General features: G+C 42.9%; 14 protein-coding genes and 1 tRNA gene. 9 read left to right on the top strand and 6 right to left on the bottom strand.

The features are described 5' to 3' along the window. Window positions 1–8: 8 nt before the first annotated feature. The 4 genes from V6M43_RS04095 to V6M43_RS04110 all read right to left on the bottom strand — a co-directional run bounded on the left by V6M43_RS04095 (window position 9) and on the right by V6M43_RS04110 (window position 9796). On the bottom strand, window positions 9–2987 hold the full coding sequence (locus V6M43_RS04095) for a SusC/RagA family TonB-linked outer membrane protein (protein ID WP_332732764.1): 2979 nt from the start codon (window positions 2985–2987) through the stop codon (window positions 9–11). Window positions 2988–3185: 198 nt separating this feature from the next. After that, window positions 3186–4496, bottom strand: coding sequence for a RagB/SusD family nutrient uptake outer membrane protein (locus V6M43_RS04100; RefSeq protein WP_332732765.1), 1311 nt, complete (start codon window positions 4494–4496; stop codon window positions 3186–3188). A gap of 10 nt (window positions 4497–4506) precedes the next feature. Beyond that, the gene (locus V6M43_RS04105) at window positions 4507–7449 is read right to left on the bottom strand and encodes a SusC/RagA family TonB-linked outer membrane protein (RefSeq protein ID WP_332732766.1); all 2943 of its coding nucleotides are present in this window, start codon (window positions 7447–7449) and stop codon (window positions 4507–4509) included. Between the two features lie 82 nt (window positions 7450–7531). Further along, window positions 7532–9796 (bottom strand): RelA/SpoT family protein, encoded by a 2265-nt coding sequence (locus V6M43_RS04110; RefSeq protein WP_332732767.1) that lies wholly within the window; start codon window positions 9794–9796, stop codon window positions 7532–7534. A gap of 115 nt (window positions 9797–9911) precedes the next feature. Between V6M43_RS04110 and V6M43_RS04115 the strand changes: the two genes are divergently transcribed. The 9 genes from V6M43_RS04115 (at window position 9912) to V6M43_RS04155 (ending at window position 16511) form a co-directional block, all read left to right on the top strand. After that, window positions 9912–9993: transfer RNA gene (locus tag V6M43_RS04115), tRNA-Leu, on the top strand. Between the two features lie 173 nt (window positions 9994–10166). Next, the gene (locus V6M43_RS04120; protein ID WP_332732768.1) at window positions 10167–10994 is read left to right on the top strand and encodes a universal stress protein; all 828 of its coding nucleotides are present in this window, start codon (window positions 10167–10169) and stop codon (window positions 10992–10994) included. A gap of 148 nt (window positions 10995–11142) precedes the next feature. Next, window positions 11143–12528 (top strand): trigger factor, encoded by a 1386-nt coding sequence (tig, locus tag V6M43_RS04125; RefSeq protein ID WP_332732769.1) that lies wholly within the window; start codon window positions 11143–11145, stop codon window positions 12526–12528. A gap of 225 nt (window positions 12529–12753) precedes the next feature. Next, window positions 12754–13440, top strand: a complete 687-nt coding sequence (locus tag V6M43_RS04130) for a ClpP family protease (protein WP_332732770.1) — start codon at window positions 12754–12756, stop codon at window positions 13438–13440. Between the two features lie 76 nt (window positions 13441–13516). Then, window positions 13517–14140, top strand: a complete 624-nt coding sequence (locus V6M43_RS04135; RefSeq protein WP_332732771.1) for a ClpP family protease — start codon at window positions 13517–13519, stop codon at window positions 14138–14140. A 132-nt stretch (window positions 14141–14272) separates the two neighbouring features. Further along, window positions 14273–15508 (top strand): ATP-dependent Clp protease ATP-binding subunit ClpX, encoded by a 1236-nt coding sequence (gene clpX, locus V6M43_RS04140; RefSeq protein ID WP_039127206.1) that lies wholly within the window; start codon window positions 14273–14275, stop codon window positions 15506–15508. Between the two features lie 23 nt (window positions 15509–15531). Beyond that, window positions 15532–15711 (top strand): hypothetical protein, encoded by a 180-nt coding sequence (locus V6M43_RS04145; RefSeq protein ID WP_332732772.1) that lies wholly within the window; start codon window positions 15532–15534, stop codon window positions 15709–15711. A 133-nt stretch (window positions 15712–15844) separates the two neighbouring features. After that, window positions 15845–16321 carry a hypothetical protein gene (locus tag V6M43_RS04150; RefSeq protein WP_332732773.1) on the top strand — a complete coding sequence of 159 codons (477 nt, stop codon included), beginning with the start codon at window positions 15845–15847 and terminating at the stop codon, window positions 16319–16321. Beyond that, window positions 16311–16511 carry a helix-turn-helix transcriptional regulator gene (locus V6M43_RS04155; protein WP_332732774.1) on the top strand — a complete coding sequence of 67 codons (201 nt, stop codon included), beginning with the start codon at window positions 16311–16313 and terminating at the stop codon, window positions 16509–16511. The genes V6M43_RS04150 and V6M43_RS04155 overlap by 11 nt, the downstream gene beginning before the upstream one ends. Before the next feature lie 97 nt (window positions 16512–16608). Here V6M43_RS04155 and V6M43_RS04160 read toward each other — a convergent pair whose 3' ends face one another. After that, window positions 16609–17748: an acyl-CoA dehydrogenase family protein gene (locus tag V6M43_RS04160; protein WP_332732775.1), complete on the bottom strand. Its 1140-nt coding sequence runs from the start codon at window positions 17746–17748 to the stop codon at window positions 16609–16611. An 82-nt stretch (window positions 17749–17830) separates the two neighbouring features. Then, window positions 17831–18811, bottom strand: coding sequence for a ComEA family DNA-binding protein (locus V6M43_RS04165; protein ID WP_332732776.1), 981 nt, complete (start codon window positions 18809–18811; stop codon window positions 17831–17833). Between the last annotated feature and the right edge of the window lie 49 nt (window positions 18812–18860).

Here is an 18860-nt window from a genome sequence, read left to right on the forward strand (position 1 = left end):
TTTTATAATTACAGACCGATATTCAAATGAAAGAAAAAGCGTTTGGCCATGGGGAAGGGAGAAAGATCAACCCCACCTGTTAATGCGCCACCGGCATTACCTGTATTGAAGTTGGAAACTTCAGGATCATATCCATAATAGTTGGTAATGGTTACCAGATTCTGTGCGGAAAATCCAATACGAATATTCTGTACATGCTCCCTGAAACTTCCCTTGATAATGCTTGAAGGCAAGGAATAATATAATCCTGCTTCACGCAAGCGTATATAGCTGGCGTCAAAGATGTAATTATAGATTACTCCATCCTGGCGCTCCACTCCTAAAGGTTCTCCTGATTTTCCCACTGTACTCCAGTCATGTGTAGTACCTCCCTCATCTTTCAGTAAGCGGGTAAGAGATGAATTGTGGCCACCCTGACTGGTATGCCAGAGCATATTAAATTCAAGGTTTTTGGCAAATCTCAAATTATTGTTCCAGCTAAGCTGGAAATCGGGCTGGTAGTCTTTATGATCAATAAGGTTTCCATCCTCATCAAAGCCCCACCAGGCAGTAGGCGATTTGCCTAATTGAATACGCTTTCTGCCAAACGCGCCAAAGCCCGATCCGGCAACAAAGGATGGCGGAATAGTTAGACGGGTAACTTCTGATTTATTGGTCCAGAATTGAACTCCACTCGACCATTCAACGTTTCTGTTTTTGAGAATTTGTGCATTTAATCCGATCTCAATTCCTTTGTTCACGATATCACCCACGGGATATAGCTTAAATGAGGTTACACCACTCCCTGGTGAAAGGGTAAAGGGGAACAGAAAATCAACCACTTTTTTATTGTACCAGGTGGCTTCCAAACTGATCTTATTATTAAAGAAGCCTAGGTCAAGCCCCACTTCAATCTCTCTTGCCCTTTCCGGATCAAGTGCACTGAGCCCAAGCAATGTTGGTGGAACTGATCCAAGTGATCCGCCATATGTAACACCCAGCAGGTTAGAGTAAACAGCATCTATAGAAGGAAATCCAGATGCCTCCCCATAAGCTATCCTTGGCTTCACCTGGTTAACAACACCTGATTTCCAAAAACCGAAATTGGCAATATTTACTGCCAGGGCGGCTCTTGGATAATAGTAATACTTGTCGAAATTCAGTCCGGCAAGTGTTGATTTATCTGCACGAAGACCAACCCTTCCAATTACTTTATCATCCCAGTTCATTTCCTGGCTTGCATCAAAGGCAACCACAGAACTGCGGGTTTGATTATTATCGGTAAGCTTAACAAGAGCGGTGCTTGGATTTCGCTGACCAGGCAGCAGACCTTCACCCTGGATGAAAGACTGATCCGTTTTCTGGTCATCACGGAGGAATACCAATCCGGTAGTGAGGTCAATATTATTTCCAACATTGGTGCTGAAGTTCAAACCAGCCTGCATGTAAGTATACAGGGCTTTGTTGTTTGTTAACCGGATTGCTCCTTTATTTGCTACATCCGCCATGAACTGGAGGTCTTCCGGTACATAGGTTGTTGGTTCCGACAAGAGATAATCCACACCACCGCGGAATGCCAGCTTCAGTGTAGTTTTCTCCCTTTTAAGCAATGCGATGTTTAACTCACCTGAATTCAGGAAGCGGTTGGTTTTTTCTTTGTTCTCTGCCCTGTCTACTATCTCCATCGGATTCTGGTTGCGGCCAGGTATTGTGGGATAACTACCATCTGGACGGCGGGCGATATCGAGGAAATTGGGTATATAAGCAATGGAATAACTTAGCGATACTCCATTATTATCATTACCGGTAAAGCTCCTCGAACTGTTGGAATTTATGAAACTACTGCTGACTTTAAAATCTATAAAATCATTGTATTTATGATCCACATTCACCCGAAATGATTTCCTGGTAAAACCTGTTTTTTTCTGTATTCCTGTTTCATTCTGGTATGATCCGGCGATATAGAATTTAGTACGATCATTACCTCCGGAAATATTGAGATTCGTATTGGAAATAAAACCAGTATTACCCCAGATCATCTTTTCATAATCCCAGGTTTTTCCGCCAGCAGCGTTATAAAGCTCAAGTGCTTCCTCTTCTGAAATACCACCATAAATACCTCCGTATTGGGCAATTTTTTCGGAGCTCCAGTCTGATGAACCGAGCAGCTTGCTTGCTTTGCTGAAACCCAGGTCCTGGCTGATATTAATGCGCGACTTTCCTGATTTCCCTCTCTTGGTGGTAATTACAATAACACCTGCACCGGCACGCGATCCATAAATTGCTGAGGCTGAAGGTCCTTTTAATACTTCAATGCTTTCAATGTCAGCGGGATTGATATCTGAAATACGATTCGGTGCCTGGTCCTGCGATCCGGCATTCAATCCTGTAGCGCCATTAAAGGCCCTGGTTCCTGCTCCTGTAGCAAACTGGTCATTGCTAACTATCACTCCATCGATCACATAAAGCGGCTCTGAGGAACCTGCAACCGTTGAAACACCACGAAGGCGAATACTTAATCCACCACCGGGAGCGCCTGTATTAGCAGTGATCTGGGCACCGGCTACCTTTCCACTCATAGCACCATCGATGGTTGGCGGACGGGTTGAGCCCGTCAGTTCTTTCGCACCAATACGGGCTACTGAATTAGCTGCATTTGAGCGCTTGATGGAAGATGCTAATCCCGTAACGACCACCTCGTTTAGGTTGGTATCATCTTCTTTGAGGGCAACAATGGTTTCACCAGCACCGGCAGTTATGGTTTGTGCGGAAAATCCTACATAGGATATCTCCAATTTTGAATAATTGGCAGGAAGATTAAGGGAAAAGTTACCATTCACATCGGTTTGCGCAACAATCTTGGTTCCTTTAACGGTAACAGTTGCCCCTGCCAATGGCGCTCCTGTTTCGTCTGTTACCCTGCCCTTAACCTGCTGCTGGGCAGCGGAAAGCAAAGGCAGTACCAACCCGAAAAGGATTGGCAACAATTGCCTCATGATTTTTCTCATTGAATTCAATTTTGATTTAATAGCCAACAAATTTGTTAACGAGGTAGCTTGACTGTTTTTTCTACTATTCCGTTGCGGGGAGAAATTGCCGCTCATCAAGAAAAAACACTACACGATAAGTTCTTGATATTCACTTGATAAGAATAAAAAAAGGGACTTCCGGAGAAGTCCCTTTTGGGAGATGCGAGTTTTTATATTTTAATCCACTTCGGTTAATGGCAATGGAAAGGCTGTCCACACATCATCACCTGTACGATCAATCGGCAATTCTGCGAGCCTGTCATACCTCCTCATATCAACCCACCTATGGCCCTCAAAGAAAAGGGAATAGCGACGGTGGTAAAGAATCTCGTTTATCAATGCTGTCTGGTTAAGCGCTCCGGCATAAACAGGAAGATTATGACCCTGCCTTATGATGTTAATGGCTTCTACCGCATCTTCAAAACCAGCAGCACCAGATTGAACTTTTGCCTCAGCATATAAAAGTATGAGCTCTTCATTCCTTATCATCGGAATGGGTGCAGTGGAGCTGGTATACACCCAAACATCACGATCACCCGTTAGGTCACTGGAACTGGCGGGGTTTATCCGTTCAGTTGCCTTTCCTATCCTGTCATCACCTGGCTGCAAATCGTTATCATATGTGGGATGCGCAAGTCTTAGTTCTCCACCCTCATTCTGTCTTACAAAAGCCGGGTTAAGTACATCACCCGATGAAGTGGAATATACATGGTAGGCACCCCCATAGAAATCACCATTCAGATCCAAAAAGGATTCGTCAAGTGCAGAAAGTACAGTACCCCATTCTTCAGCATAAGCAGCTACCCGGGCAGCAAATGCGCGGTTTAATTCGAGCATACTTACCGGGAAATCATTGACATTATAGCCGGATGTTAGCTCATATGCTTCCACGCCTGCCTCAATATCAGCCTTGCCTTCATCAAGAAGAGCGGCAATGGCGGCAAGCGACTCATCATATCCCAGAATTGGTCCCAGATTATCCGGATCCGCAACATCCACCCGAATGCCATTGGTATAGGTCAGGTTAAGATTCAGCAATAGCTGGTAGGCCTTAATAGTCTTTGCAAACCCTAAGTAACCTCTGCGTTCTTCCTCAGTAAGTAAAGAAGAATTGGTAGCCGCTTCGATCAGGATATTACAATTTTTCACTACTCTGTACCTTGAACCCCAAGGATTTGTCAGGTAAAAAGTGTTATTATCAAGCTGCGCATCACCTGCACCGAGCAGATCAGACAGATATCTTGGATCGGCAGCAGTAAACCGATACATCTCCCGGCCGATCAGTCCCACCACATCTAGGTACATGACGGTATTGTTTCGCATTCCTGCCTCGATACCAGTTACAAGGTTATTTAATTCCGGTTTGCTGGCATTTTCAAGGAAATCCTCAATTGTCGGATTATTCAGGTTACCGATTTCCTTTTTACATCCCGGCAGTACCCAGCTTGCAACCAGGATGAAACATAATATTATTAGGTTCTTTTTCATGGTCATTTTTTTAGAAATCAATGGATAAGTGAAGAGTTGCACGTTTTGATGCCGGGAATGGCATTACCTCAACACCGGTTGAGAATCCCGAACCAAAGTTGGATGTTTCGGGATCATAACTCTTATACCTTGTGCGGGTCCAGAAATTGTTGGCAGAAACGCCAACGCGCATTCCTTTTATAAAACTACCTGGAACAGGTATGTTATAGTAGAGCGCTATTTCCCTTAAACGCAGGTAGGACGCATCCTGAACAAATACTCTTGCAGTACTACCCAATGCCCCTATACGGTCAAGTGCATCAGGTACACCATTGGGTTTGCCATCATCTCCTCCTGTTACATCATCATCATAATCCGGACTTGTTCCGCCCAAATCAGTTAGAAGTTCAGTAAGGTTTATATTATCACCCCCCTGTTTCCAGTGGAGCAGGAAACGTAGGCTTAGGTTTTTGAACATAGTCAGTTCATTCCAGAAGTTCATCTGAAAATCAGGCTCCTGGTCACCTAACTTTCGGGCGGGACCATTATCAATACCCACGATTTGTGTTGCTGAAGCTCCTTCTTCAATTCTGAATGTTCCCAGGGTATTTCCGAAGGCACCCAAAACTGTGGTTGGGATATCAAGGCGGGTAACCTTTGAGCGGTTCTTCCAGAAATTGACTGTGGAGTTCCACCTAAGGTTTGCTTTATTCACCACCAAAGCATTGATTCCAAGTTCAAGACCACGGTTGCGGAGATCACCAGCATTCACCCATTCAGTACTAAATCCGGAAGAGGGCTGGATAGTCCTTTGCAGCAGGAAGTCTTTTACGATTTTATTATAAACACTGAATTCAACACTTAACCTGTTGTCTAAAATGGTGAAGTCAAGTCCGGCTTCAAATTCAGTCTGCCGCTCTGGTTCAATGAGAGCATTTCCTCTCTGGGTACTCACAAGCGAGCCTGGTAGGCCATCGATATTGCTTACTAACAGCGATGAAAATTTAGATCCAAAGGCAGGGAAGTTTCCTGCTTCCCCATAAGCAGCCCTTATCTTAAGGTTATCAAAGAAACTGCTGTTGGTGAGTCCGAGTCGGGTGATATTCCACGATACGCTTGCTTTCGGATAAGCATAATATTTATCAGGGTCACCATTATTGGTAGATTTATCCATCCTCACTCCCGCATTGAGGGTAATAGCATCAAAAAGGCTCACCTCTTCCTGGATGAAAAAACCATCATCTTTATTTTTTGTACGGAATTGCGTGGCGGAAAGTGAACCTGCCTGGTCAACATTAGACTGGCCGGAGATTACTTGCCGGGCAATATTCAGCAGGTTATCAAATTCTCTTTTTTCCTGGGTTATACCAACTGAAGTAGTGAAACCCAGGTTATCATTTGGCATAAAACTATTCACCAGCGATAAAATATAGTTTGTATTCAGGTTATTTGCAAAGCCCTGTATGGACGTACCTTTTGGCACTTGCTGGAATTGCATGGATGAGGGGAAAAGGGCATTTGTTTTGAGACTATAATAATCAACACCACCCCTGGCAATCATCCTTGTGTTTGATTTATCTGATTTATGCAATAATGCATCCAGGTTAACCCCTGTTACGAAACGACTTACCTTTTCGTTGTTGGTAATAAGATCACGTGTTTCTATAGGATTTGACGCTCCATAAGGATTTCTTGGATAGTTGCCATTAGCATCAGGAAACAGATCAGTAAAGCCGGGCGTTGAAGATAAAGCAACACCAAAGGTAACACCGGCATTGTCGTTCTGGGTAAGTCCACGGTCAGAAGAAGAGTTGACATAATTGGAACTGATACCCACTTTTATATTTTCTGTTATACGATGATCGAGGTTGAGACGGATACTATTATTGCGATAGCCCGTTCTTTTAATAATACCTTCTTCATCTTTTTGAGCAGCAGAAAAGTAGAAACTTGTCTTATCGCTACCTCCGGTCATACTTAATGCCGTATTACGGGTAAGGCCGGTTTCACCATAGATCTCTTTTTCATAATCATAAATTTTTCCTGCAGCAACAGCGGCCTGGTATTCTTCCAGGTTCCAGCCCATGTCTTCAACACGCTCTTCGGTAAGTGTGCGGGCTCCCAGTAATCTTCTGGCTTTTACAAAACCAATGTCCTGCGATACATTGAACTTTGTTTTACCCTGTTTTCCTCTTTTTGTTGAAATCAGTACAACTCCCGCGGCGGCCTTTGAGCCGTAGATTGCTGCTGCGGATGCGCCTTTCAGAATTTCAATATTTTCAATGTCTTCAGGCCTGAGGTCCGCAATACGATTTGAGGGGTTATCCTGATTGGATGTATTGCCAGCTCCCGAAGCTTCTGTAACAACATTCAATCCACCCGGCGTAGAGCTGTTATCCACAAAAACACCATCCACCACATAAAGCGGCTGGGTATTACCAAAAATGGAAGTGACCCCCCTTAGCTTCACGGAAATGCCTCCACCGGGAGCACCGGTATTGGAGTTGATATAGGCACCCGGAATCTTACCGTTCAGGGCTGCATCAAGGGTTTGGGCAGGAGCAGTACCGGAGAGTTCTTTGCTACTGACTGTTGCAATGGCATTCGCCAGGTTTCTCCGTTTTACACTGGTGGCAAGACCAGTTACAACAACCTCATCCAGTTTGCCGACATCTTCAGTTAACTGGATAGAGATATTTGTGAGATTTGATTCGGTGAGGGTTAATGTTTGTGTTTTAAACCCTACAGATGAAATTTCCAGTACACCGGATGCGGAAGGAATGGTAAAACTAAACCGGCCGCTGGCATCTGTAGCCGTGCCGCCTGGAACATTCCTTAATTTAACTGAGGCACCCACAACGGGGCTATTTTTGCCATCGGTAACAGTACCGCTGACGGTTACCTGTGCCCAAACCAGGACGGGACATACCAATGCCATTAGCATTGGCAAAAAATAACCAAGCAATTTTCTCATAGCAAGCGATTTTGAATAATAAATATATGTAAAGGCAGCGAAACCAGTAAGTTCGATGCTTCAAAATATTTTATTATTTAAACTAATGGCTTGTACCTGATGAGTTGAGCGGGAGTTCGGCGTCAAATCGGTCTACTGTATGAATTCCGGTAAGAGCTTTAAGCCTTTTAACCAGTTCATCCAGCTCTTCTTTGTCATGAACAAATACTTTAATGGCGCCCCTGAAGATGCCTTCCTTTGCTTCAATAGACAATGCACTTATATTGATCTTCATCTCACCTGAAATCAGGTTAGTGATCTTATTCACAACACCTACATCATCCAATCCGATAATATTAAGCCCGGTGAGGAAAGAAATCTCTTTGTTCTTAGCCCATTTTGTCTTTACCACCCTGTGGCCATAATTGGCCAGCAATTTGGAAGCATTAGGGCAATTGGTCCGATGGATTGTAAGGCCTTTACCGGTTGTTACAAAACCAAATACATCATCACCCGGAATAGGCTTACAGCAATTGGCAAGATGATACATTATCTTATCACTACTCTCACCAAATATTATAAGTTCAGCATCCTTTTTCCCATACTCCGATGCACCGGTGTACTCCGGTTTCAACTCCATTACCGGGCGTTGTGGTTTGGGTGCTTCCAGTTTATCGCCCAGAACATGGAAATCTTTCAGCTCTTTGAGGTCTATTGTTTTAGTTGCTACCTGGTAAAAGAAATCAAGCGTGGATGGTTGTTTATAGAAGTCTACCAATATATCAATATTGTGGCTGTTATAACCCGCTCCCATTCCTTCTACTTTGCGTTGCACATAATACTTTCCATCCTCAGCAATTTTGCGTTTCTCCTCCTTGAGAGCATCTTTTATTTTGGTGCGGGCCTTTGCCGTAACAACAAAATTCAACCAGTCTTCAGAAGGTTTTTGTTTATTGGAAGTGATGATCTCAATCTGGTCTCCGCTGCGAAGCTTATGGCTTAAAGGCACAAGCTTATGGTTCACTTTTGCACCTATACATTTAGCTCCAACAGCCGAGTGGATAGAAAAGGCAAAATCCAGTGCAGTAGAACCTACCGGTAACATTTTTACATCCCCTTTGGGGGTATACACATAAATCTCTTCTGCGAGGAAACTAGTTTTGAAATCCTGCAGAAAATCAACAGAATCATTATCGGGCGACTGCAGAACTTCCCTTATCTGGTGAAACCATTTTTCGAAGCGGCTTTCATCGGCCTGACCTTCTTTATATTTCCAATGTGCGGCAAGACCCTTTTCTGCGATCTCATTCATCCGTTTAGTCCTGATCTGAACTTCCACCCATTTCCCCTGGGGCCCCATCACTGTTGTATGAAGTGCTTCATATCCATTACTTTTTGGATTGGAAAGCCAATCGCGAAGACGTTCAGGGGATGGAGTATATTCATCTGTTACCATGGAATACACTTTCCAGCATTCCTCCTTTTCGCGTTCCGGAGGCGAATTCAGGATCACACGAATGGCAAAGAGATCATAAACCTCATCAAAGCTCACTCCCTTTTTCTTCATCTTATTCCAGATAGAATGAATACTTTTTGGTCTGCCGTGGATCTCAAAATCAAATCCCGATTTTTCCATTTTCTCTCTCAGAGGCCGTATGAACTCGTTTATATAGCGGGTACGTTCCCTTCTGGTTTCTGCAAGTTTTTTGGCAATTTCCTTATAGGTGTCCGGCTCCATGTATTTCATGGCCAGGTCTTCCATCTCGGTCTTGATATTATAGAGTCCCATGCGGTGTGCCAGGGGGGCATATACATAAACCGTTTCCGAGGATATCTTGAGTTGCTTCTCCCTTTTCATACTCTCCAGGGTCCGCATATTATGAAGGCGGTCAGAGAGTTTGATCAGTATTACACGTGGATCATCTGTGAGGGTTAGAAGTATCTTCTTGAAATTCTCTGCCTGTTGGGAGGCATTAACATCAATTACGTTGGCAATTTTGGTAAGTCCATCAACTATACGAGCGATCTCCTGGCCAAATGTTCTTTCAATATCATCGAGGGTGATGTCAGTATCTTCAACTGTATCATGTAAAAGAGCGCAAATGGTAGAACGGACACCCAAACCGATCTCCTCCACACAAATCCGCGCTACTGCCAGGGGGTGAAGGATATAAGGCTCACCGCTTTTCCTGCGCATGGTTTTATGTGCGTCGGCCGACATGGCGAAAGCTGTACGAACCAGTTCTTTATCCCTGGTTTTGAGTTTTGGTTTCAGGCATCTCAGCAGAGCACGGTATTCCCGCAGGATAAGTTTCTTTTCCTGGTCATCGGTAAGGTTGTATTTCGGGATCGCAGCTACAGTTTCCATTCTTTTCTGTTATCGTCTTAGGCAGTATACGAATTTACAGAAAAGAAGGTGTTTTTAGTTTTTTCATCAAAACCCCTACATTTGCAACCCCAAAGGTTTTGAATGGGGAATTAAAGCGGGCGTGGCGAAACTGGCAGACGCACCAGACTTAGGATCTGGCGCCGCAAGGCATGTAGGTTCGATTCCTATCGCCCGCACACTTAGAAACGGAAGACAGCAAAGAGAAGGACATCCCTGATCAGACCTGGCTTCCGTTTTATTTTTTACCGCATCCACATCTGATTCGGGAATGCATCAGTTGATATACTGACGTTTATCATTTTGACATCCCGTGGGATAATGTAATTTCATATCATATAAAATTGCAAATATGAAATCTATCCTGGTTGCTTCAGATTTTTCTGCCCCGGCAAAAGATGCGGCGCTCTATGCAGCACATCTGGCAAAGACACTGGGAGCTGAGTTAACGCTTCTTCATGCCTACCTGCTTCCCACACCCGTAAGTGAAGTACCTTATGTAATGGTTTCTGTTGAAGAACTCCAGAAAGACAATGAGCGAATGGCCCGGGAGCTTGCCGGCAGCATCCAGGAAAAGACCGGTTTAACTCCCAGAGTGATGGTTAATATCGGGTTACCCGCAGACGAAGTGGTTTACCAGGCGAAGGAAACAGGTGCCGAATTGGTCGTGATCGGAATGCGGGGAGAAAACAAGGCCATTGATAAACTTATAGGAAGTACAACTGCAGCTGTTATCAGGAAATCACATATACCAGTTCTTGTAGTGCCGGAAGGAGCAGGTTATACAGGATGGACCTCAGTTGTGTATGCTACTGACTTCAGCTACACAATGAATCTGCGTTGCCTGAATATGTTGGCCGATCTTGTAAAGAACCACCCAGGTACACAATTGAATATAGTTAACATCCAGCGCCCGGCTGAGATCATGTCGCCCGAACAGATCAGTGGAAAAGTTCGGCTTGAACCGATACTGGAACATCTTCCACATCAGTATCATACAGTTGAACACAGCAGTGTGGAGGCGGGATTGGAGTCATTTCTTGTACAACACCCGAGCCAGCTGCTGGTAATGGTTGCCCATAAACATAGCTGGTGGGAGCGCCTTGTAAGCGGAAGTCATACACGTGAAATGGCCTATCGTTCTGATATCCCCCTATTGGTTTTACAAGACAAGGATTGATAATAGCGTGCTTAGTGCCCTCCAGATTTTCCATTCGAGGTTTCCAATTTCCTGCCGGAACTTGAAACAAATCCGTACCTTTGCCCCCCAAAAATAAAGGCAGCGGCATAACCGTTGGCCGTATTGTATCAAATAAAAATTGCATAGCATGGCAACCGTTACGAGGGAAAATATTGGTCTCTTGAATGACAAGATCACCGTGAAAGTGGCAAAAGAAGATTATCTGCCATCCTTCGAAAAAGCACTGAAGAATTATAGCAAACAAGCAAATATACCTGGCTTCCGCAAGGGCATGGTTCCCACCGGAATGATCAGGAAGATGCATGGCCAGTCCGTTTTCACTGACGAGGTTTTACGCTCTGTTGAAAAACAGCTTAGTGATTTTATGGTGAATGAGAAGCTTGAGATTTTCGCCCAGCCATTACCACTGCCTGAAAATGACAGCCGTCAACTGGATTTCAACAATCCCAATGAATATGCATTTGCATTTGAAGTGGGTCTTAAGCCTGATTTCAAAGTTGCCGACCTGGCATCTGCAAAACTACCTTTCCACAAGATTATTGTTACTGACGAAATGGTCAATGAGGAACTCGAGCGCCTGCAGTTGCGCAATGGCAATATGACTGAACCCGAAACTGTAACCGGTGATGATAATGTATTGAATATTACTTTCACTGAAACCGATTCACAGGGTAATGTTTTGGAAGGTGGAGCAACTAAAGAGAACTCGGTTCTTGTTAAATATTTCTCAGAAAGCTTCCGCCCCAGCCTGATTGGGAAGAAGAAAGATGATCAGGTAAATGTACAGTTAAGCCAGGCTTTTGATGCTAAAGAAAGAGAGTGGATCCTTGGAGATCTGGGACTTTCAAAAGATGACCCTGCCGCTGCTGACAAATATTTCAACCTACTGATCACAAAAGTTGGTTTGGTTGAAAAAGCACCCATGGATGAAAATTTATTCAAAAGCGTTTTCCCTGGAAAAGATATAACTGACGAAGCAGCTTTTCGCTCAGCTTTAAAAGAAGATATCCAGCTGCAGTTTGATGCACAAAGCAGAAACCAGCTTTTCGATGCCATCTACCATCACCTGATCGATCAAACACAAATAAGTTTCCCTGAATCATTCCTGAAACGCTGGATGCAGAATGGCGGAGATAAACCAAAAACCGAAGAGGAGGCCGAAAAAGAATATCCATCTTTCTCCAGTTCACTTAAATGGACCCTCATTGTTGATCAATTGGTAAAGGAAAATAATATCGAGGTTAAACCAGAAGATATCAGGGAATTTGCTAAGGCGCAACTATTCAGCTACATGGGGAATATGAATATGGGACAATTAGATATTGAACAACCATGGGTCAACGATTATGTTGAACGCATGATGAAGGATCGTAAGTTCATTGATGACAGTTTCCACCGTATTCAAACTGATAAACTTTTTGCAGTAGCGGAGAATCTAGTGCAGAAAGATGAAAAACCGATCACACTGGAAGATTTCCAGAAGCTGCAGGCTCAACACCAGCATCATCACTAATATGAAGGGGTAGCCCCATCTCTTATATTATTCTAAATATTAATAGAGTGTCAGTAATGACACTCTATTTTCATTAGGTTAGTTGAATTTATCAGGCTTTCGACTGCCTGCATTGCCACCAAGTCCTTTTTTGTCATATTTTCCTGGCATTTTTGTCATGAATTTCAATTGGAAAGGTATTTGCACCGCAGTTGTACCTTATTTTTATCAAAATAACCCGGAATTATGAGTTCAGAATTTGAAAAATACGCTGTCAAGCATCGGGGTATATCGAGCCTCACACTGCACGATTACCAGAAACACCAGGTCACTAATCTTACTCCCAATATCATCGAGGAACGTCCAATGAATATTGCTGTTATGGATGTATATAGCAGGCTCATGATGGATCGAATCATTTTTCTGGGATACCCAATTAATGATGAAGTGGCAAATATCGTTACAGCACAATTGTTGTTTCTTGAAAGTACTGACCGCACAAGGGATATCCAGATGTATATAAATTGCCCGGGAGGAAGTGTATATGCCGGCCTCGGCATGTATGATACTCTACAGTACATTACACCTGATGTGGCAACTATCTGCACGGGTATGGCGGCTTCAATGGGCGCAGTACTGATGTGTGCAGGAACTAAAGGTAAACGGACAGCCTTAAAACATAGCAGAGTGATGATGCACCAGCCAAGCGGCGCTATTGGCGGTCAGGCTTCGGATATTGAAATTACGGTTAATGAGATCCGAAAGCTGAAAAAAGAATTATATGAAATCATAGCCCATCACACAGGAAAACCACTGAAGCAAGTGGAGAAGGATTGTGATCGGGATTACTGGCTAACTTCCACCGAAGCTAAAGAATATGGACTTGTTGATGAAGTGCTGTTGGTAAACCCAAGGAAAGAACACCGCGACTAATTAATCCATCCTGGAATTGAGAAGTGCATAAAATGCATGAACATCAAAACTTAAAAATCAAATTTCAAACCTGATCATGTATAACGCCCAATACAATCACTTCCGAATGGAAGAAGAAGAAGAAAAACAAAGGGATGATAAGCGAGATGAACTCATGATGCTAAATAAGCGTCTGGAGAAATATTTCTTTGACCAGCGTGCTGTATATCTGTGGGGCCCTGTTGATGACAAATCGGCCCGGGAGGTAGTTACAAAAATGCTGTTACTGGATGCTGATAATAACAATGAAATAAAGTTTTATATCAATAGTCCGGGTGGCGTGGTAACAAGTGGCATGGTCATATATGATACTATGAAAATGCTGAAGAGCCCGGTGAGTACAATTTGTATGGGGCTGGCAGCATCCATGGGATCTATATTACTGAGTGGCGGCGTGAAAGGCAGAAGGTTCATTTACCCCCACGGTGAGGTCATGATTCATCAACCCAGCCTTGGTGGTTATATGCAGGGAGTAAGTGCTGATCTGGAAATACAGGCCAAACAAACAAGAAGAGTCAAAGAATTAGGCGCAAAGATCCTCGCTGAAAACTGCGGTAAAACAATGGCACAGATTATGAAGGATTTCGATCGCGATTACTGGATGGATGCCAAAGAAGCAATAGATTATGGCATTGTTGATGGTATTATGGAGAATGTATAGTTGTTTTAACAGAAATTATACGGTAAAACCCGTAAAACAATATAGTAAAAGACCGTTCCGACTGAAGGAACGGTTTTTTAATCTTTTACAATCTAATGGAATAGATAACTTTGCACTCTAGCAACAGCGCGTATGGCAAAAAATACTTTACATTGTTCTTTCTGCGGCCGAAGCCGTGATGAGGTGAAAATCCTTATTGCCGGGCAGGATGGACATATTTGTGAGAACTGTGTTGATCACGCTCGTGAGATCATCGAACAGGAATTATTGACCCGTAATGAAACTACAGGTACAGGATTTAAACTCACCGTTAAAAAGCCTATTGAACTAAAACGTTTTCTTGATGAATATGTAATAGGACAGGATGATGCGAAGAAGGTTCTTGCAGTGGCAGTTTATAATCACTATAAGCGTTTACAACAAAAACCCGCGGTTGAAGGAGATATTGAAATCGAGAAGAGCAATATTGTAATGGTAGGAGAAACCGGCACGGGTAAAACCCTTTTAGCAAAAACCATTGCTAAACTGCTGAATGTTCCTTTTGCAATAGTGGACGCGACCGTTTTTACAGAAGCAGGTTACGTTGGTGAAGATGTAGAGAGTATACTGACGCGTCTTCTTCAGGTATGTAATTATGATGTTACTGCTGCTGAAAGAGGGATAGTCTATATTGACGAGCTCGATAAAATAGCACGTAAGGGCGACAATCCTTCTATTACCCGTGATGTAAGCGGAGAAGGTGTACAGCAAGGTCTTTTAAAACTTCTGGAAGGTACTGATGTTCTTGTACCACCACAGGGGGGGCGTAAACATCCTGAACAAAAGCTTATAAAGATCAATACCCAGAATATACTGTTTATCTGTGGCGGTGCTTTTGATGGTGTTGATAAACTTATAGCACGTAGGGTGAACACCAATGCTATTGGTTTTAATGTAAATAAGGAACAACAGGAGGCAGCAAAAAAGAATTTGTTGCAGTATGTAAACGCACAGGATCTGAAACATTTTGGACTGATACCAGAATTACTCGGCCGACTTCCAGTTGTAACATATTTAAATCCGCTTGATACAGAAACGCTTCGTTCGATACTCACAGAACCTAAGAATGCATTGATAAAACAATACAAAAAACTATTTGAGATAGAAGGTATTGAATTAAAGATCGATAATGATGTGCTTGATTTCATGGTATCAAAAGCAATGGAGTATAAGCTCGGTGCAAGGGGATTAAGATCTATCTGCGAAAGTATTCTTACGGATGCAATGTTTGAGCTCCCGTCCAGTAAGGAAACAAAATTCCATCTTACATTGGAATATGCGGAAAAGAAATTTGATAAAAGTAAGATGAGCCTTTTGAAAGTGGCATAGCCAATAATTTCAAACAGAAAATTATGAAGGAGCTAATAGAACAATTAAAAGCAGAGGGACTAACTGAAGACCAAGCTTATAAGGCAGTTGAGATAATAAAGAATTTCGCAAAAGAGAAGTTCCCCATTTTTGGAGGAGCTATCGACCGCCTTTTCGACAAATATAATACCCGCGAAAAGGAAGCCGACGACTTCCTGGATTGAAACGCGCAAAAAATATAGGCACCCCGCATAGCGGGGTTTCTTATAGTCAATAATGTAAAATATTTGTTACAAAATGTATATTATACTTTACATATTGTAAAGTATTCTTTACTTTGTTTTAAATATTACTCCAATGTTTACCCCTAAACTCCTTCCCAACCAATACAAGATTCTTGGATGGTTCGTTTTGATTCCAGCTACCATATGCGGTATAATTCTGGCTTCCCTTGGATTTGACGCCAAATGGATGACAGCCCGGGTCTTTGCCATTTGGAATGAAGAATTGTTTACCAAAGACCAGTTATTTGCCTTTATAACAACTGATATCAGCAATACCATCATAGGTACTGTTTTTATAGTAGGTGGTATGCTGGTAGCATTTTCGAGGGAAAAACAGGAAGATGAATTTATTGCGAAACTCAGATTATCGAGTTGGATGTGGGCTGTTCTTGTCAATTATATCTTATTGATACTAGCTTTTATTTTCGTTTATGGAATGCCTTTCATGCATGTTATGATATATAACATGTTCACGATTCTGATACTTTTCATAATACGATTCAACTATCTTATTTACAGAACATCTAAAGCCCTGGCCGATGAAAAATAATATCAAGGTAGAAAGAGCTATGCTGGGGTTAACACAGGAGGAACTGGCTGTAAAAGTATCTGTGAGCCGCCAAACCATCAACGCGATGGAAGCCAACAAGTATGTGCCATCAACAGTGCTTGCATTAAAAATTGCAAGGGTGTTTAAAAAGCCTGTAGAGAGCATATTTTTTTTAGAGGAAAACGAATAGGCTGGACTCACTTACTTATTTGATCGTTGTCTATATAAAAAAATGCCGCACCAGGAATGGTGCGGCTTCATTTATAGCAAGCAAACGAAAGAGACAATTAGTGTAGTACTTCACGGGCAATTACGATTTTCTGAATCTCAGAAGTTCCTTCTCCGATGGTACATAGTTTAGCGTCGCGGTAAAATTTTTCAACTGGAAAATCCTTTGTATAACCATATCCCCCAAAAATCTGCACTGCCTCATTGGCTGCACGAACAGCAACCTCACTGGCATAATATTTAGCCATTGCAGCTTCCTTGGTCATTTTCATTCCTTTATCTTTCATATCAGCAGCCTGATTTGTCAATAGTTCGGCTGCCATGATCTCTGTTGCCATATCGGCAAGTTTAAATGAAATACCCTGGAAATTAGAGATGGGCTGATCAAACTGGTGTCTTTCTTTGGAATATTTGAGCGCCGCATCCAATGCACCTTTTGCTATGCCTAATGAAAGGGCGGCAATGGAGATACGACCTCCATCAAGTACTTTCATTGACTGCTTGAACCCTGCACCAATTTCTCCTAAGCGGTTGGCATCTGGAATCCTGCAATTATCAAACACCATCTCAGCTGTTTCACTTGCACGCATGCCCAGCTTATTCTCCTTTTTTCCACCACTGAAACCCGGTGTGCCCTTCTCAACGATGAACGCAGTGGCATTGTCTTTAGTACGAGGTTCACCAGTACGCGCAATTACCACTGCTATATCACCGCTTTTCCCATGTGTGATCCAATTCTTTGTGCCGTTAAGTAGCCAATCTTCGCCGTCACGAACGGCGGTAGTTTTCATATTGCCAGCATCACTGCCAGTATTTGCTTCTGTTAATCCCCAGGCTCCTAACCATTCTGCAGAAGCCAGTTTGGGGAGATATTTTATCTTCTGCTCTTCATTTCCAAAAGTAAGAATATGACCTGTACATAATGAATTATGAGCAGCAAGACTGAGGCCAACCGACCCACATACCTTTGCAACCTCCTGTATAATAGCGACATACTCAAAATAGCTCAAGCCAGCTCCACCATATGCTTCGGGAACTAGTACACCCATAAGTCCCAGTTTGCCCATTTCCTTAAAAACATCTGCCGGAAAATGCTGGCTTTCATCCCATTCCATCACATGTGGTAAAATGTGTTGCTTTGCAAATTCTCTGGCCGTTTGTGCTACTTGTTCTGTCAGCTCCGATTGTTCAAAATTCATATTCTGTTCTACTGATTTCCCGCAAAGGATTCCCTTTGCAAATGCAATATAAGGTCTTTTTTAGATCACTAACAAGTGTTAGTTAGGGAATTTTCAGGTATGGTCTTATCTTCTCAAACAGCTGTTCCGTTATAAGGTGTATCCTCCTGAGATCTTCAAGCTGCCTGAAAGGACCATGCACTTCCCGGTATTGAACAATGGCACCTGCTAATTGCTGACGTATATATGGATGTTCAGCCAGTTCAGCTCTAGCCGCCCCGTTGATAGAAATTTGTTTTACCTGCCCTTCCTCTGCTACAAGCAGAGGTTGTATGATCCGGAAAACTGAATCTGCCAGTCCGTATACTTCTGCAACCTGTTGCACAGAATTGAAACCGCCTAAACTTTGCCGGAAGTTTAATATCCGGCTCGTCAATTTCGGCCCAATGCCAGGAAGCGCTAACCATTGCAAGCTATCGGCTGAATTAATTTCAACCTTCAGGGTAGCAGAAGATGGAACCGGCATATTATTATTGCCCCGAACCTTGCCTGACTTTATAAAAGCTGACTCATTGTATTGATCAACTAGCGCTGCTTTTATCCTTACAAACGGTTGAAGCCGCATGGCAAGAGATGGTGAAAGACCAAAAATCCGGCTTATATCTTCTGGTTTTCGAAATCGACCTCCCTTCTCACGGTATCGGATGATAGTGGTAGCTGTTTTGTCGCGAACACCTAAGGCAACCCATTCATCATGACTTGCAGTATTGGGATCAAAAAGAAATAATTTTCCTGTATGATTCTCACGGTTACCGATAGGCCCGCCTGATGAAAATCCGGTTTGCTTTTTTTGTGGTGATGGAGACGAGTACTCAAAACTGCTTCCGGTATCAACCCTCCATCTGTCAATCAATGCCACCACAGCACTATCATCAATACTTATCGAAGTTTTTGGCTCGGGAAGAAAATCCGGAGCTATAAAAAGTATCAATATCAGTGAAACCAAAACTAATACACCGATTCTTTCCCTTGCAGAAAAAGTAAAGTATGCAATAATTAATTCCTTTATTTCAGACCTCTTCATCAGCACAATCTAGAGGATTTCAAGAGGTCGGTCAACCGTCATTTAACGG

The organism is Flavihumibacter sp. (assembly GCF_036676075.1).
Lineage (GTDB): Bacteria > Bacteroidota > Bacteroidia > Chitinophagales > Chitinophagaceae > Flavihumibacter.

Excerpts from the sequence above, each read along its gene's own strand:
- V6M43_RS04095 (WP_332732764.1), bottom strand. The coding sequence starts at position 2,987 with ATGAGAAAAATCATGAGGCAATTGTTGCCAATCCTTTTCGGGTTGGTA.
- V6M43_RS04100 (WP_332732765.1), bottom strand. The coding sequence starts at position 4,496 with ATGAAAAAGAACCTAATAATATTATGTTTCATCCTGGTTGCAAGCTGG.
- V6M43_RS04105 (WP_332732766.1), bottom strand. The coding sequence starts at position 7,449 with ATGAGAAAATTGCTTGGTTATTTTTTGCCAATGCTAATGGCATTGGTA.
- V6M43_RS04110 (WP_332732767.1), bottom strand. The coding sequence starts at position 9,796 with ATGGAAACTGTAGCTGCGATCCCGAAATACAACCTTACCGATGACCAG.
- V6M43_RS04120 (WP_332732768.1), top strand. The coding sequence starts at position 10,167 with ATGAAATCTATCCTGGTTGCTTCAGATTTTTCTGCCCCGGCAAAAGAT.
- tig (WP_332732769.1), top strand. The coding sequence starts at position 11,143 with ATGGCAACCGTTACGAGGGAAAATATTGGTCTCTTGAATGACAAGATC.
- V6M43_RS04130 (WP_332732770.1), top strand. The coding sequence starts at position 12,754 with ATGAGTTCAGAATTTGAAAAATACGCTGTCAAGCATCGGGGTATATCG.
- V6M43_RS04135 (WP_332732771.1), top strand. The coding sequence starts at position 13,517 with ATGTATAACGCCCAATACAATCACTTCCGAATGGAAGAAGAAGAAGAA.
- clpX (WP_039127206.1), top strand. The coding sequence starts at position 14,273 with ATGGCAAAAAATACTTTACATTGTTCTTTCTGCGGCCGAAGCCGTGAT.
- V6M43_RS04145 (WP_332732772.1), top strand. The coding sequence starts at position 15,532 with ATGAAGGAGCTAATAGAACAATTAAAAGCAGAGGGACTAACTGAAGAC.
- V6M43_RS04150 (WP_332732773.1), top strand. The coding sequence starts at position 15,845 with ATGTTTACCCCTAAACTCCTTCCCAACCAATACAAGATTCTTGGATGG.
- V6M43_RS04155 (WP_332732774.1), top strand. The coding sequence starts at position 16,311 with ATGAAAAATAATATCAAGGTAGAAAGAGCTATGCTGGGGTTAACACAG.
- V6M43_RS04160 (WP_332732775.1), bottom strand. The coding sequence starts at position 17,748 with ATGAATTTTGAACAATCGGAGCTGACAGAACAAGTAGCACAAACGGCC.
- V6M43_RS04165 (WP_332732776.1), bottom strand. The coding sequence starts at position 18,811 with ATGAAGAGGTCTGAAATAAAGGAATTAATTATTGCATACTTTACTTTT.